Source organism: Leifsonia aquatica H1aii (genome assembly GCF_000633535.1).
In the GTDB taxonomy this organism is placed as follows: domain Bacteria; phylum Actinomycetota; class Actinomycetes; order Actinomycetales; family Microbacteriaceae; genus Leifsonia; species Leifsonia aquatica_A.
This window is the reverse complement of sequence record NZ_AYMR01000018.1, coordinates 89,345-104,000: the sequence shown is the minus strand read 5'-3', so window position 1 is coordinate 104,000 and position 14,656 is coordinate 89,345. Positions and strand designations below refer to the sequence as shown.

Sequence of the window (14,656 nt, the reverse complement as noted above, 5' to 3'; positions counted from 1 at the left end):
AGACGGATGCATCCTCAAAGGAGAAGTGCCGATAGGGCTAGAGGGAATGCACGTAGGCACATAAGTGGACGGCTGCAGGCCAGGCGTCACGCCCGCGTTCTCTACCGCGTGTCCGAATGGTCCCTACCTGCCGGATGCTCCTTGGGGCTGTCACCTGTTTTGGCGGCTTCGGGCGCCTCGTCTCAGTCGCTAGCCTCGCTGAGGGGGTGACGCATGGGCAAAGGGTTCGCAGTCGTCGATTTAGAGACGACAGGTCTGTTTCCGACGAAGCACGATCGCATCGTGGAGATCGGGATCGTATTGGTGTCACCGGAGGGCGAGATCGAGTCTCGGCACGAGACTCTCGTGAACCCAAACCGCGATATGGGCCCTCAACATATCCATGGCGTCACCGCCGCGGCAGCGGCACGGGCGCCCCTATTCGAGCAGATCGCTCCGAACGTCGCTGACCTCCTGGACGACCGTGTCCCGGTCGCGCACAACGCATCGTTCGACTCGAGGTTCCTCGGCTTTCAGATGGCTCAGGCCGGCCTGCGGGTGGCGGAGCCAGAACGCTGGCTCTGCACGATGCGGATGAGTGAAGGGGTCTCCGGTAATCGCCGATTGGCCGAATGCTGCAGAGCTGTGGGAGTGGAGCTGGCCAATGCCCACAGCGCTGGCGGGGACGCGCTCGCGACGGCGCAGCTCCTCAGCCTGTATATGCGGAACGTGTCGAATCGACCGTACTGGGACTCATGGCTTGCTTCGGCGGGACATTACGGTCCGTTCGCGGTCGACCCGAGCGTTCGATGGACCGCTCGAACAGAGGCCTTCGAACAGGATCACACCTTCGTCGACCGGCTCGTGGGCTCGCTCACTGCCACACGTCTCGGGGCGCAGCTCAACGTCGACTACCTCGCCCTCCTCGATCGAATCCTCCTCGATCGGGTCGTCTCGGCGTCCGAAGCCTCGGCTCTGGAAGCGCTCGCCCAGGGACTCGGTCTAACCCCGGAGGATGTTCGACTCGCACACCGCGCGTACTTTGATGGGCTCGTCGCGACGGCATGGGAGGACCACATCCTCACCGATGCCGAATCTGCAGAGATCCGGAGCATCGGCGACCTTCTCTCCATCGACGAAGACGTCGTGGTTTCCTCGCTGGCCGAGGCGCCGGCCACAACCGCGCCACTGATGACGACCGGCTTTCGACTGGAGCCAGGCGACATCGTCGTCCTCACCGGTGAGATGTCCAAGCCGCGAGAGGCATGGGCAGACGTCCTCACCCGTCTCGGGCTCGTCGTGAAGAACAACATCGTCAAGAAGACCAAGGTTCTCGTCGCCGCCGATCCCGACTCCCTCTCGGGAAAGGCCAAAACGGCACGCGACTACGGCATCACGATCGTCAACGAGGCCGGCCTGGAGAGGCTCCTCGATGTCTAACAGGCACCCGAGTTAGCCGCCCCATGTCCCGACTACCGAGCGATGTCAAACGGCACATCCACCGCGACATTAACGTCACACTTCCGCGAATCCGAGACCTAAAACGCGAGCCTCTCAGCGTCAGGCTTCAGGTCCAGGCAGAGCTGCAACGTCGGGCCTCCGACGACTCATCTAACATCGAGCTCGCACTCGCTGGACTCGTGATCGCGTTCATCGCACTCCTAGTCGCACCGACAAGTCCGATCCACCTTGACCAGGTTCCCTGGCCAAGCAACCTGCTAACCGGGGTTGTGCTCGGGATCTTCGCGGCAGTCGCCCTCTCACCCTTCGCGGCACACGCGCTCGTAACTCAGGAACGACGCGTACGAGCCACCGTTTGGCTCGCGGCGTACGCAGTGGAAAGCGGGGCCACAGCACACAGTGCGCGGCACGGCCGCGCCCTCCGGCGTATTCGCCAAGGGGTCCGCCGATAGTCTCCGGGCCATGCGAACTCGTGCAAACATTGTCGCCGCACGCGGCGCTGTCCCATTGGGTTTTGAGGGCCTTTCCGTCGCCCGATCGTAGCTCCCTCCCAATGCTCCGTGCCGGGCTTTCGCGGCGTATACTCCGCCGCTTCGCTCCCCCGGTACTCCACAGTCCCGGTACTCCGCACCTCCCATTCGCTGTCGATCACCCGCCGGAGAGGAACTCAAAAGCGATTGACCCTGAGGGAGTGAGTGGGATGCGGGTATTCATCATTGACACAAGCAACATGGCACCGGAACTACAAGGCGGGCTCATCGGCGTGGAAGGATCCTCCGATCCGAGCGCCGCAGAAAAGAACGAGTGCATCGAGGTCGTCAGCGCGTACGTGGTGGAAGGGTGGGCGATAGCCGCCGACCCACACACCCCGATCGGCTGGCTAGCAGCGCTGACCGCAGAGACCGCGTGTGCGCCCCTCGTCAACCTCGCCCAACTCACCGATGACGAGCATCGACTTGCACCGACTATCTGACTGCAATTACCTGCTAGTTGTGATCGGTCGGTCGCGAAGAGTTCATAGACGAGGCGAGACCATGCGCGACTTCACCCACGCGCCAATTCGATCCGCCGGAAGATGCGCTCGCTGGTAAAGCACGTCGTCGAGACGGATGCCATCGATCTCGTCGTAGATAGACACCCGCGACAGGCGAACCAGGCCCGCCGCCGCCGCCGCATCCTTCATCGCGTCGTAGAGTGCTCGTTGCTTCCACCTCGGTGCTCCGTATGTGTCGAAGACACCGTCAGGATCAGCTCCACCAAACATTCGCCTGGCGGACTCGTTCGACCAGCGCTTCCCGCCGATGCCAGCGAATCGCTCCCAACGCGAGCAGTAATCCACGTAGTCCGTGGACCAAGGCGTTGATGTGCTCCAAGAGGTTTGAAGTGTAACCGTTCGGTAGCGATTGAAGTGGAACGATTCGTCCAACTCAACAATCACACCGTCGTAGGCGAGATCCCATGCGCCCGGTGCCAGCCGTGGCTCCATCTGCCTCCCACCCAGCTCGCGATAGAGCCGCATCACCTCGCGAGCGAACTCCGCAGGTAGAACGCTGAGCCTCGGGGGCGACGGCCGCAAACCACCGCTCCATCCCGACTGAATCAACAGCGAATTCAGCTCTCGCGCCCGCGCACCAGTCTTGGCCACACTCCCATCATCTCGGAGAACGCACGCATTAGGTGACTGACGATTGAAACTTCGCAGCACCACCCGCACCCTTCGGTCACGGGTCGGAACCGAGATTCGCGTCGAATTTCGAAATGCGCTTCAAAACTGACTGACAAACACAACGTGTAGGGATGAGGGCGATCGTTTCTGTCTCGACGCCGTCGCGCGGCTCACCGACGGCGCCGCCGGACGCCACATTCATGAGTCGCCGACGCTGCAAGGCAGGGGGATCTGCAGTCGAACCACCCACCGCGGTGGCGGTACGCAGATTCCCGGGTAAGGGTGGTTCGCCTCTCCAAACAGCCGAAAACACGGGCCGACCCCGGTGGATCGGCGTTGGCCGGGAAGGGAACGGACTTTGGGAGAACCAGCAGCGCGCCCAGTGCGCGCCAAAAATGTCCGGCGTACCGGAAGTAGTAAGTAGAGGCACTCTTCGAACAAAGGACAGGACTGCCCGATTTCGGAAAGTCAGAGACGACGTGTGAGGGAGATGAGTGCGGGTGCGAGGTGGAGTTGCCAGATGGAAGTGGGGCCAGCAGTCCCACGGAGTCAAGCAAGCGGTCAACTACGCCTTCAGCGGCGTGTGTGACGCCACCCTCACCGCCAAGACCGCCGACGGTGTCATCGCCGCCGCCGGCTACGCCGACGCTCTCATGACCCGGTACATCGTCGAGAACGGGAACATCCGGGACGATCTCCTCACCCCGCGACCAACTCAAGGAATGGGTCGACGGAATCGACCCGCTAACCGGAGAACGTCGCGGCCGCGATCTCGAGTCTCCGGTCGCGGACCTGAGAAGGACAATCGGCAGTGGTCGCGTTGCCCCGAAAACGTTCTTGACCAGGCTTTTTAATACTCCTGAGAAGTGCCCCTGGAGGGACTCGAACCCCCAACCTTCTCCTTAGGACGGAGCAGCTCTTCCATTGAGCTACAGAGGCCAGCCCATCGAGTCTAGCGAAACGGACACGAGGACCAGCAATCACGCCGCCGGCGCCAGGTAGTCCTCCCAGTCGGGCAGGGGCGCCTCGGAGCCGCGCACGACCCAGGAGGCGTCGTGTGGGGCTCGCGGGGTGATGTTGAGGGTCCAGCCCATCTCGGCCGGGGTGCGGTCGCTCTTGAGGTTGTTGCAGCGCAGGCAGCAGGCGACCAGGTTCTCCCAGCTGTCGCGGCCGCCGCGGGAGCGCGGGAGCACGTGGTCGATGGTGGTGGCGGCCTTGCCGCAGTAGCCGCAGCGGTGCAGGTCGCGGCGCAGCACGCCGCGGCGGCTGACCGGCACGGCGCGGCCGTGCGGGAGGCGCACGTAGCGGGTGAGCAGGATGACCGAGGGCCGCTCGTAGCTGTTGGAGATGGTCCAGACCGGGTGGTCGCGATCGGTGGCGAGCACGGTCGCCTTCTGATTCATCACGAGCACGATGGCGCGCTTGAACGAGACGACCGCGAGCGGTTCGTAACCGGCGTTGAGGACCAGGGTCTTCATCTGCGACCTTCCGGGAGGGCGAGAGGGGTGACGGGAGAGGATGCGGGCACGGCGGGGCAAACAAAAAGGGCACTGTCCGTGCGGACAGCGCCCAAGAAGGAGACGGCATGGTGGTGGTGACGCACCACGTGATGGTGCAGGCAGGCCTCCACATGGTGGCGGCAGGCGAGGAACTCGCGGCGAGGCCCACCGGTGCGCAGGCCGCGCTCGGCCCGTCGGGTCGCCCTCAGCGACCTGACTCCGGGCGGAACGGCAACCGGATGATGCGGCATCAGGGGAACAGAGTAACGCAGAAACGGCGCGCCTCCTATTCGAGGCGCGCCGTTTCACAGCTGCGGTCGGCGAGTGTTCACCCTCCGGTAAGGAAGGCGTTCGCTCGGCCGGGAGGACTCAGATGCCGAGGCGGACGATGTAGAAGTTGCTCGTCCAGATCGGGCGCACCGAGATGGAGCGGCCGACCTCGGGGGCGTCCATGATGTTGCCGTTGCCGGCGTAGAAGCCGTCGTGGCCGGGCATGATGACGATGTCTCCGGGCTTGGCGTCCTCGATCGAGATGCGCTTGCCGGCCGCGGCCTGACCCGACACGGAGTGCGGCAGCGAGACACCGAACTGGGCGTACACGAACTGCACGTAGCCGGAGCAGTCGAAGCCGGCGGGCGAGGCGCCGCCGAAGACGTAGGGGGTGCCGATGTACTGCTGCGCCACCGAGAAGACGGAGTCGAGGCTGAAGTTGGGGTACGGCGGGTTGGCCAGGAAGTCGGAGACCGAAGGGCCGGAGTAGCTGTTCGCGTAGTTCGTCAGGGTGACGGCGGCGCGCTGGCGGGCGGCCTCGGCTGCGGCGGCGGCCTTCTGCGAGGCGAGCTGCTCCTCGGTGGTGGCGGAGGGGGCCTCGCGGGAGACGGCCGCGGCGGCGACGCCGGAGACCTCGACGCTCTGCGACTGGGCCTTCTTCATGCTGTCGGCGGCGCTGGGGCCGAACGCGGACGACTCGGCGCTCTCCGGGTTGAAGGCGAAGGCGGGGAGGGACATCGTGGCGATGATGCCGGTGGCGACCGTCATGACCGCGACGTTGATCGCCCAGCCGCCCTTCTTCTTCGCGGCGGGCTTCTTCGCGGCCGTGGAGCCGGCGGCGGTGGAGCCGGTCGTGGTGGCGACGGACGCGGCAGCAGGCTTCGCGGCGGTCCGTGCGGTGCGCACGGCGGCGGTCGGGCGCGACGGCGTGTGGGCCTTCGCGGTGCGCTCCTCACGGAGGGAGCGGCGGGAGACCGGTGCGGAGGCGGCGGGGGTACCGGTCTCGGCGGTCGTCGGTGTGGCGTCGGTGCTCGTGCGGTCCTGGGCAGGACCGGGCGTACTCGAGTGTGCCAAGTGCAACCTCCTGCGCTCCGGCAGCACTAGGGAGCTGCCCCCGCCCGATGCGAATTGGCTTCGGCTTCACGAACCGGGAGACGGGTTCAGGGGGTGTGGAGCGTCCCGGTTCGGGTCCTGGTGGGCCGGGTGCGGCCCGTTCGGACTCGTAAGAGACTACGGGACGCCTCCCCGTTTGTCACATCTTTTCGCCAGTTTTTTAACGAACTGGTAACGGAAGTCAGGCCTCGACGAAGATGTGGGCCGCGAGCTCGTTGGGCAGCTCCAGGCCGGTCTCGAAGCCCTCGATCTGCACGCCGACGTACGAACCGGCCGAGGAGAAAGTGCCGGTCGAGCCGGGGAAAACGCCCGCCTGCTTGAGCTGCAGGAGCAGCTCGGGGTCGACCTGCGCGGGCTCGCCCAGGCGGCGGATCCTGGCAGTCACCCCGGAGTCCGAGCCGCGCACGACATCGACGAGGTTCACCAGGTTCTGCGTGGAGGCGGTGTCGGCGGTGGCCGGATCGCCCAGATCGCCGAGGCCCGGGATGGGGTTGCCGTAAGGCGACTCCGTCGGGTGGCCGAGCATGGTGAGCAGCTTGCGCTCGACCTGCTCGCTCATGACGTGCTCCCAGCGGCAGGCCTCTTCGTGGACGTACTCCCACTCGAGCTCGATCACGTCGCTGAGCAGGCGCTCGGCCAGGCGGTGCTTGCGCATCACGTTGACGGCCTTGCGGCGGCCTTCGTCGGTCAGCTCGAGGTGGCGGTCGCCGGAGACGACCACGAGGCCGTCGCGCTCCATGCGGCCGACGGTCTGCGAGACGGTGGGGCCGGAGTGGCCGAGGCGCTCGGAGATGCGGGCCCGCAGGGGGACGATGTTGTCCTCCTCGAGCTCCAAGATGGTGCGAAGGTACATCTCGGTCGTATCGATCAGATCGGTCATGATCCCCTCCACATGCAGACGCGCGAATGACGCACTAGAGCCTACTTGCTGCCGGTGACAGAAACGTGCAGGCGGGTCGGATGAGCCCCTGCGGCCCATCGCGTCATTCAACAGCCAATACACTCTCGTTATGCCGGATGTGACCATTCCCACTGATCTGCTGCCCGCCGACGGACGATTCGGCTGCGGCCCGTCCAAGGTCCGCCCCGAGCAGCTGGCCTACCTGGCCGGCCCGGGCGCGGCGCTGCTGGGCACCTCCCACCGTCAGGCACCGGTCAAGAACCTCGTCGGGAGCGTCCGCCAGGGCCTGGCCGACCTGTTCCGTCTGCCGGAGGGCTACGAGGTCGTCATCGGCAACGGCGGCTCCACCGCCTTCTGGGACGCCGCGGCGTTCTCCCTCATCGAGAAGCGCAGCCAGAACCTCGTCTTCGGCGAGTTCGGCGGCAAGTTCGCCAAGGCCGCGGCCGCGCCGTGGCTGGAGGCCCCGCACGTGATCGAGGCGCCCGCCGGCTCCCGCAGCGCCGCGCAGGTCGTGGAGGGCGTGGACGTCTACGCCTGGCCGCACAACGAGACCTCCACCGGCGTGATGGCGCCGGTCACCCGCGTGCACGGCGATGCCGGCGCGCTGACCGTGATCGACGCGACGAGCGCGGCGGGAGGCGTCGACATCGATGCATCCCAGGCCGACGTCTACTACTTCGCCCCGCAGAAGAACTTCGCATCGGACGGCGGCCTCTGGCTCGCCCTCTTCTCCCCCGCCGCGATCGAGCGGGTGGAGCGCATCGCGGCGAGCGGCCGCTACATCCCCGAGTTCCTCAGCATCGCGAACGCGATCGACAACTCGCGCCTGAACCAGACGCTGAACACCCCGGCCGTCGCCACGCTCGCCCTGCTCGACAACCAGATCGAATGGATGAACGGCAACGGCGGCCTCGCCTGGGCCGACGCGCGCACGCGCGAGTCGTCCGACGCGCTCTACACCTGGGCGGCGGGCGTGGACTACGCCACCCCGTTCGTCGCCGACCCGGAGCACCGCTCGCAGGTCGTCGTGACGATCGACTTCGACGACCGCATCGACGCCGCCGCGGTCGCCAAGACCCTCCGCGCCAACGGCGTCGTCGACACCGAGCCCTACCGCAAGCTCGGACGCAACCAGCTGCGCATCGCCACCTTCACGGCCATCGAGCCGTCGGACGTGCGCGCGCTGATCGGCTGCGTCGAGTACGTGGTGGAGCGGCTGGGCTGAGGCCCGCGATGCGGCTCTGGCTCCGCGACGACGAGAGACGGCCCGATCCGACACCCGTGAAGACGGATGATCGGCGGGCCGTCGTCGTCGGACTCGCGCTCTGGGTGCTAGCCCTGATCCCCGTGCTGATCGTCGCCCCGGGCGGCGTCTGGCTCTGGACGGTCGTCGTCGGCATCGCCCTCGGCGTGCTCGGCCTCGGCTACCTCACCGTCAGCCGTCGCCGGCGCGGCTGACGCCCCGGACTCGGCCGCCTCGGACTCCGCAGACGCCACGGACTCGTCGGCGTCGGCGTCGTCGAGTGGGACGGCCTCCTCGAGCGCAGCGGCCTCCTCGGCCGGGAGGTCGAGATCGGCGTCGACGTCGGTGACCTCGTCGAACGCGGCGTCGACGGAGCCCGCCGCGGCGGAGCCCACGTCCGTCTCGTCCTCGTCCGTCTCGTCCTCTTCGTCTGCGTCGTCGTCCGCGTCGGAGTGCAGGCTGTCGATGTCCACGCCGTCGAGGTCGTCGTCGCCGTGGAGGTCGTGGACGTCCCGGTCGTCGTCCGCGTCGTCGAAGTCGTCGTCCTCGTCGTCGCCGTCGAAGTCGTCGCCGGAGTCGACGTCATCGGACTCATCGTCGGACTCGTCGCCCTCCGACTCGGAGCCGTCCGCGTCGTCGTCGCCGGCGCTCTCGGCGGCGAGCGCCTCCTGCGCCGCCTGGTAGTCGGCCAGCCGCTCCGACCACGGCACCCAGTCGGGCGCGAGCAGGGCGCCGTCGGCCGGCATGAGCTCGGCCTCCAGCACCGTCGGCGCGGCGTCCTCGTCGGCGCGACCGATCGTCACGGTCCAGCGCCAGCCGGGATAGCCCGGGAGCGTGCTCTCGAACAGCAGGGAGACGACGCCCTCGCCTTCGACGACGTGCCCGGCGGCAGCGCCGATCGTCGACTCGGGCGTGATCTCCGCGAGCGCGCGGCGGGCGAGCGGCTCGGCCGCCAGCAGGTCCTCGATGCCGGAGTCAGGCATCCAGGTCGTCCGCAACACGACGCAGCACAGCGGCGATCTTCGCGCCGTGCTGCTTGTCGGGGTACTTGCCGCGACGCAGGTTGGAGCCGATGCCGTCGAGGAGCTTCACCAGATCCTCCACGATGATCGCCATGTCGTCGGCCGACTTGCGCTTCATCTTCACCAGGCTCGGCGGTGCCTCGAGCACGCGGACCGAGAGGGCCTGCGCACCGCGCTTGCCGTCGGCGATACCGAACTCGAGACGCGACCCCGCCTTGACGACGGCGCCGTCGGGCAGCGCGGACGCGTGCAGGAAGACCTCCTGACCGTCATCGGCGCTGATGAAGCCGAAGCCTTTCTCATCGTCGTAGAACTTGACCTTGCCGGTTGGCATGGGAACCTCACTTCGCATGGGGGATCGAATGACCAACCTCAATTATCCTTGATTTCGTGACCCAAGAGACCCCGGCGCCCGCATCGCGCGTGCAGCGCATCCTTTCGTACATCATCGCGGCGCTCGTGATCGTCTCGCTGGTCTGCATCGCAGCCATCCTGATCGGCACGGCCGTGGGCGGATTCGCGCAGCAGGGATCGGGCGAAGGGCTGTGGCCGGCGGTGTTCGTCCTCCCGCTGATCGCCCTGCCCATCGCCTTCGTGCTGATCATCGCGCTGATCATCGTGGTGGGCCGGCAGCGCAGCAGGGCGGCGAAGGCCGCGAAGGGCCTGGACCCCAAAGGCCGGCGCTAGCCGAGCGACCGCGGACCCGGCGCGATGACGACGACGCTCGCCCTGGCGGCGCGTCTGCGCGCGCTCGGCGACGACACTCTCGTCGCCTCCCTGCACGATCGGAGCATCCGCCGCGCCGGCGTCTCCGACTTCTTCGACCTGGCCGAGGCGCTGCTGGAGCCGGAGTCGGTGCAGCGCGCCCTCGTGGGCCTCGACCGCACCCGGCTCGCCGTGCTCATCGCGCTCGGCCGCGCGGACGCCCCGCTGGATGCGGAGGCGATCGCCTCCGCCCTGGCCGCGGAGCCGGCGACCGCCGGGCTGACCGCGCACGAGGTCCAGGGCGTCCTGGACGCGCTGGAGGCGCTCCTGCTCGCCCAGCCGGCACCCGAGGAGGGGCAGCCCGAGGAGGGGCAGCGCGGGCACATCGGATACGAGGCCGTGTACGCCCGCCTGCGGGCCTGGCCGGAGGCGGGACTCCCGTCGCCCGACGAGCTGCTGCGCACGGCGCCCCCGGCGGGCCTCGCGCCCGTCCCCGACACCGAACGGCGCTTCACCGACCGGCTCGCCGCCGACCGCGCCTTCGAGGCGGTGGTCGCGGTCTCCGAGCTGTTGGCCGAGCTGGCGCGCGAAGGCGCCCGCGAGCTGCAGCGCGGCGGCCTCGCCCTGCCTGCGGTCAAGCGGCTCGCCGAGGCCCTCGCGATCGAACCGGGCACCGTCCCCACGGCGCTCTCGGTCGCCTCCCGGGCCGGTCTCGTCGCCCGCGAGGACAGCCTCTGGCTGCCCGCCGAGCCGGCGGCCGACTGGCTGCACGCCTCCACCCCCGACCGCTGGCGCGCCCTCGCCGCGGCCTGGCTGGACGCGCTGCCCGACGACCTGCACGGCCTGGTCGCGGCCCGCAGCCGCGCCTCCTGGGGCGACAGCCTGCGCGAACACGTCGCCTGGCTCTACCCGGGCGCCCCCGAGCAGGCCCAGGAGCGGGTGGAGGCGCACCTGCGCGACGCCGAATGGCTCGGCATCACCGCGGCGGGCGCGCCCGCCGGAGCGGGGAGCGCCCTGCTGGAGAACGGACCGGAGGCAGCGGCCGCGCAGCTCACGCCCGCGTTCCCGGCCGAGGTGCGCGGCGTCTACCTGCAGCACGACCTCACGGTGGTCTCCCCCGGTCCGCTCGCCCCCGACCTCGAGGCGCGCCTGCGCGGCATGGCCGACCTCGAGAGCCGCGCGCTGGCGTCGACCTTCCGCTTCTCCCCCGCCTCGATCGACCGCGCGATCACTGCGGGCGAGACCGCGGCGAGCATCCGCGAATTCCTCGCCGGGGTCTCGCTGACCGGCCTCCCCCAGCCGCTCGACTACCTGATCACCGACGTGACCGACCGGCACGGGCGCGTGCGGGTCCGCACCGTCGACGACGGGGAGGCGCGCAGCGCGGTCCGCTCGGCCGACACCACGCTGCTGCGCACCATCGAGGTCGACCAGTCGCTCACCGCGCTGCGGCTGACCCCGGCGCGCGCCGACGTGCTGCACAGCCGCTTTACGCGCGACGTGGTCTTCTGGGCGCTCTCCGACGCCCGCTACCCGGTCGTCGCCGAGGACGAGGACGGCGAGCCGGTGGCGCTGCGCCGGCAGCGCTACGCGCACTCGCACCCGACGGCCTCCCGCGACCAGGACCGCGAACTGGTGGAACGGCTGCGCGCGGTCGACGCCGCCGCCACCGAGGACACCGGCGAGCAGTGGCTGGCCCGGCAGCTCGACCAGGCCGTGCGCGCCCGGCAGCCGGTCGTCGTGGAGGTCGCGATGCCCGACGGGCGCACGGTGGAGTACGTGCTCGAGCCGACCGGGGTCGGCGGTGGGAGGCTGCGCGGCCGCGATCGCGCGGCGGACATCGAGCGGACCCTCCCGCTGTCGAGCGTGAAGGCCGTCCGCCCGCTGTAGCCGCGGCGGCGCCGTTCGCACGGTGCGGCCATCCGCCCGGCGTAGACTCATCGGTTATGTCCGATGGCCCCCTGATCGTCCAGAGCGACCGCACCGTCCTGCTGGAGGTCGCGCACCCCGACGCCGAGGACGCCCGCCACGACCTCGCCGTCTTCGCCGAGCTGGAGCGCGCCCCCGAGCACATCCACACCTACCGGATCACCCGGCTCGGCCTCTGGAACGCGCGCGCCGCCGGCCACACGGCCGAGGACATGCTGGCCACCCTGGAGCGGTACTCCAAGTTCCCCATCCCGCAGACGGTGTCGGTGGACGTCTCCGAGACGGTCGCGCGCTACGGCCGCCTGAGCATCGCCCGCGACGACGAGGGCGAGCTCGTGCTGCGCTCGGACGACCTGGCGGTCCTGACCGAGGTGGCGAGCGCCAAGCGGATTGCCCCGCTGCTGCTCGAACGGCGCGACGACACGACGTTCGCCGTGCAGGCGTGGGCGCGCGGCCAGCTCAAGCAGGAGCTGGTCAAGCTCGGCTGGCCGGCCGAGGACCTCGCCGGCTACACGCCGGGCACACCGCACGAGATCGGCCTGTTCGAGAACGGCTGGGCGCTGCGCGACTACCAGCGCAAGGCCGTCACCAACTTCTTCGACGGCGGCTCCGGCGTCGTCGTGCTCCCCTGCGGCGCCGGCAAGACGCTGGTCGGGGCCGCGGCGATGGCGACCTCCAAGACCACCACGCTCATCCTGGTGACCAACACGGTGTCGGCGCGGCAGTGGCGGGACGAGCTGCTCAAGCGCACGACGCTGACCGCCGACGAGATCGGCGAGTACTCGGGACAGGTGAAGGAGGTCAAGCCGGTCACCATCGCGACCTACCAGATCCTGACGGCGAAGCGGAAGGGCGAGTACGCCCACCTGGCGCTGCTCGACGCGCTCGACTGGGGGCTCGTGGTCTACGACGAGGTGCACCTCCTCCCGGCGCCGGTGTTCAAGCTGACCGCGGAGCTGCAGGCCCGGCGCCGGCTCGGCCTCACCGCCACGCTGGTGCGCGAGGACGGCCGGGAGGGCGACGTGTTCAGCCTGATCGGCCCCAAGCGCTTCGACGCGCCGTGGAAGGAGATCGAGGCGCAGGGCTTCATCTCCCCCGCCGCCTGCTACGAGGTGCGCATCGACCTCCCCGCCTCCGAACGGCTGAGCTACGCGGCCGCCGCCGACGACGAGCGCTACCGGCTCGCCGCGACCGCGCCCGCCAAACTCGACGTCGTGCGGCAGCTCGTCGACCGGCACGCCGGCGAGCGCATCCTGGTCATCGGCCAGTACCTCGACCAGATCGACGAGCTCGCGGAGGCGCTCGGCGCGCCCCAACTCACCGGCGCCACCCCGGTGGACGAGCGCGAGCGGCTGTACCAGGAGTTCCGCGACGGCCGCACGACCGTGCTGGTGGTCAGCAAGGTCGCCAACTTCTCGGTCGACCTTCCGGAGGCGACCGTCGCCATCCAGGTCTCCGGCTCGTACGGCTCGCGGCAGGAAGAGGCCCAGCGCCTCGGCCGCCTGCTGCGCCCGAAGGAGTCGGGACTGTCGGCGAACTTCTACACCCTGGTCTCGCGGGACACGGTCGACCAGGACTTCGCGCAGAACCGGCAGCGGTTCCTGGCCGAGCAGGGCTACTCGTACACGATCCTGGACGCGCACACCCTCCAGGCGGCGTGACTCCGGCCACGCTGCGGGCTCCTGACTCCGGCGTTCTCGCGCGACGCGCCGCCAACGGAGGAGATCCTGGCCATTCCGGCCCGATTCTCCTCCCTTGCCCGCCGACACGCCGACGCTGCGCGCCCGACTCCTCCCTTGGCCGCGCCGGCCGGTAGCGGAGGAGAACCGGCGCGTGAGCGGCGGAAACGCAGGCTGGGGAGGCGATCGCGGGGCGGAAGTAGGCGAATCTCCTCCGTTGGCCGCGCACATGGGACAAGCCGGGTCGGGTGGGACAGGCCGGGTCGGGTGGTCAGGCCGGGTCGGGTGGTCAGGCGGGGTCGGCCAGGAGGCGGCGCAGGGTGGTGCGGGAGGGGGCGTCGTCGGGGCGGTCGCGCAGGGTGATGGCGGCCTTCCAGAGCGCCCAGCCGCGGGCACGGACCCAGGTGTCGGCGTCGAGACCGGCCGCGGCGCGGAAGGCGGCGCGTGCGGGCTCCTCGAACAGGGTCCAGGCGGGGACCAGATCGCAGGCGGGGTCGCCGACTCCGGAGGTGCCGAAGTCGATGACGGCGCTGAGCCGGCCGGCGTCGACGAGGAGGTTGCCTTCGGCGACGTCGCCGTGGAACCAGACCGGTGCGGCCTCCCACCGCGAGACGATGGCCCGATCCCACAACGCACGTGCCCGGGGTGCGTCGTCGCCGAGCAGGGCGATCGCGGCGACGGCTTCGTCGCCGTACACGCCGGGAGGAGCGCCGCGGAGGGCGGTGAGCGGACCGGGTTCGGGGCCGTCCGCGGCGTCCGCCTGCCGAAGGGCGACGAGGAAGGCGCCGAGATCCCGGGCGAGCACGACCTCATCCACCTCTTCCCGGCCGTCCCCACCATCCCCGTCGCCCGCGGCGAGGGCGAGCACGAGCGCTCGGCCCGGCAGCCACCGGTACACCGACCACGGGAACGGGTATCCCTCGCCGGGCACGCCGGCGGCCACGGGCTGCGGGATGGGCAGCGGCAGCTGCGGCGCGAGGCGCGGCAGCCATTCCTGCTCCTTCGCGACCTGCACCGTGTAGCCGGCCGCACTCGGCAGGCGGACGCTCAGGTCGTCGCCCAGCCGGAAGGTGCGGTTGTCCCACCCGTCGTGCTCCACCGGGGCGATCGGCAGGTCGCGCCACTGCGGGAACTGCGTGTCGACGAGCCGCCGCACGAGGGCCGCGTCGATAACGGGCTGCACGTGCGG

The 14,656-nt window shown here is 69.4% G+C and carries 13 protein-coding genes, 1 tRNA gene and 1 pseudogene; 7 read left to right on the top strand and 8 right to left on the bottom strand.

Annotated elements, in window-relative coordinates:
• Window positions 1-213: 213 nt before the first annotated feature.
• Together U870_RS0116400 and U870_RS0116395 are read left to right on the top strand one after the other, a co-directional pair.
• A complete protein-coding gene (locus U870_RS0116400; RefSeq protein WP_029947725.1) occupies window positions 214-1,419 on the top strand; it encodes an exonuclease domain-containing protein in 1,206 nt (401 codons plus the stop codon).
• Window positions 1,420-2,140: 721 nt separating this feature from the next.
• Window positions 2,141-2,413 (top strand): hypothetical protein, encoded by a 273-nt coding sequence (locus tag U870_RS0116395; RefSeq protein ID WP_025158461.1) that lies wholly within the window; start codon window positions 2,141-2,143, stop codon window positions 2,411-2,413.
• Between the two features lie 42 nt (window positions 2,414-2,455).
• On the opposite strand, the gene U870_RS24425 is transcribed toward U870_RS0116395, so the two are convergent.
• The 5 genes from U870_RS24425 to U870_RS0116370 all read right to left on the bottom strand — a co-directional run bounded on the left by U870_RS24425 (window position 2,456) and on the right by U870_RS0116370 (window position 6,868).
• Window positions 2,456-3,085: a DUF7255 family protein gene (locus U870_RS24425; protein ID WP_162819167.1), complete on the bottom strand. Its 630-nt coding sequence runs from the start codon at window positions 3,083-3,085 to the stop codon at window positions 2,456-2,458.
• Window positions 3,086-3,973: 888 nt separating this feature from the next.
• Window positions 3,974-4,045 (bottom strand) — tRNA-Arg (locus tag U870_RS0116385).
• 41 nt (window positions 4,046-4,086) lie between these two features.
• On the bottom strand, window positions 4,087-4,584 hold the full coding sequence (locus U870_RS0116380; RefSeq protein WP_025158460.1) for an HNH endonuclease: 498 nt from the start codon (window positions 4,582-4,584) through the stop codon (window positions 4,087-4,089).
• Window positions 4,585-4,974: 390 nt separating this feature from the next.
• Window positions 4,975-5,949, bottom strand: coding sequence for a C40 family peptidase (locus U870_RS0116375; RefSeq protein WP_025158459.1), 975 nt, complete (start codon window positions 5,947-5,949; stop codon window positions 4,975-4,977).
• Between the two features lie 220 nt (window positions 5,950-6,169).
• Complete coding sequence (locus U870_RS0116370; protein WP_025158458.1) at window positions 6,170-6,868, bottom strand: metal-dependent transcriptional regulator; 699 nt, start codon at window positions 6,866-6,868, stop codon at window positions 6,170-6,172.
• 130 nt (window positions 6,869-6,998) lie between these two features.
• Between U870_RS0116370 and serC the strand changes: the two genes are divergently transcribed.
• Together serC and U870_RS24900 are read left to right on the top strand one after the other, a co-directional pair.
• Window positions 6,999-8,114 carry a phosphoserine transaminase gene (gene serC / locus U870_RS0116365; RefSeq protein WP_025158457.1) on the top strand — a complete coding sequence of 372 codons (1,116 nt, stop codon included), beginning with the start codon at window positions 6,999-7,001 and terminating at the stop codon, window positions 8,112-8,114.
• 8 nt (window positions 8,115-8,122) lie between these two features.
• Window positions 8,123-8,275: pseudogene (locus U870_RS24900) on the top strand (DUF2530 domain-containing protein); the annotation flags it as partial.
• Here U870_RS24900 and U870_RS23255 read toward each other — a convergent pair.
• Both U870_RS23255 and U870_RS0116355 read right to left on the bottom strand, forming a co-directional pair.
• Window positions 8,222-9,115, bottom strand: coding sequence for a DUF3027 domain-containing protein (locus U870_RS23255; RefSeq protein WP_025158456.1), 894 nt, complete (start codon window positions 9,113-9,115; stop codon window positions 8,222-8,224). The pseudogene U870_RS24900 and the gene U870_RS23255 overlap by 54 nt on opposite strands.
• A complete protein-coding gene (locus U870_RS0116355) occupies window positions 9,108-9,488 on the bottom strand; it encodes a cold-shock protein (protein WP_025158455.1) in 381 nt (126 codons plus the stop codon). Before U870_RS0116355 ends, U870_RS23255 begins: the two co-directional genes overlap by 8 nt.
• A gap of 56 nt (window positions 9,489-9,544) precedes the next feature.
• On the opposite strand from U870_RS0116355, the gene U870_RS0116350 reads away from it, so the two are divergent.
• The 3 genes from U870_RS0116350 to U870_RS0116340 are packed head-to-tail and all read left to right on the top strand — an operon-like array spanning window position 9,545 to window position 13,449.
• Window positions 9,545-9,841: a hypothetical protein gene (locus U870_RS0116350; RefSeq protein WP_025158454.1), complete on the top strand. Its 297-nt coding sequence runs from the start codon at window positions 9,545-9,547 to the stop codon at window positions 9,839-9,841.
• Between the two features lie 24 nt (window positions 9,842-9,865).
• A complete protein-coding gene (locus U870_RS0116345; RefSeq protein WP_025158453.1) occupies window positions 9,866-11,749 on the top strand; it encodes a helicase-associated domain-containing protein in 1,884 nt (627 codons plus the stop codon).
• Between the two features lie 56 nt (window positions 11,750-11,805).
• Window positions 11,806-13,449: a DNA repair helicase XPB gene (locus U870_RS0116340; protein WP_025158452.1), complete on the top strand. Its 1,644-nt coding sequence runs from the start codon at window positions 11,806-11,808 to the stop codon at window positions 13,447-13,449.
• 307 nt (window positions 13,450-13,756) lie between these two features.
• Here U870_RS0116340 and U870_RS0116335 read toward each other — a convergent pair whose 3' ends face one another.
• On the bottom strand, window positions 13,757-14,650 hold the full coding sequence (locus U870_RS0116335) for an aminoglycoside phosphotransferase family protein (protein WP_240183730.1): 894 nt from the start codon (window positions 14,648-14,650) through the stop codon (window positions 13,757-13,759).
• Between the last annotated feature and the right edge of the window lie 6 nt (window positions 14,651-14,656).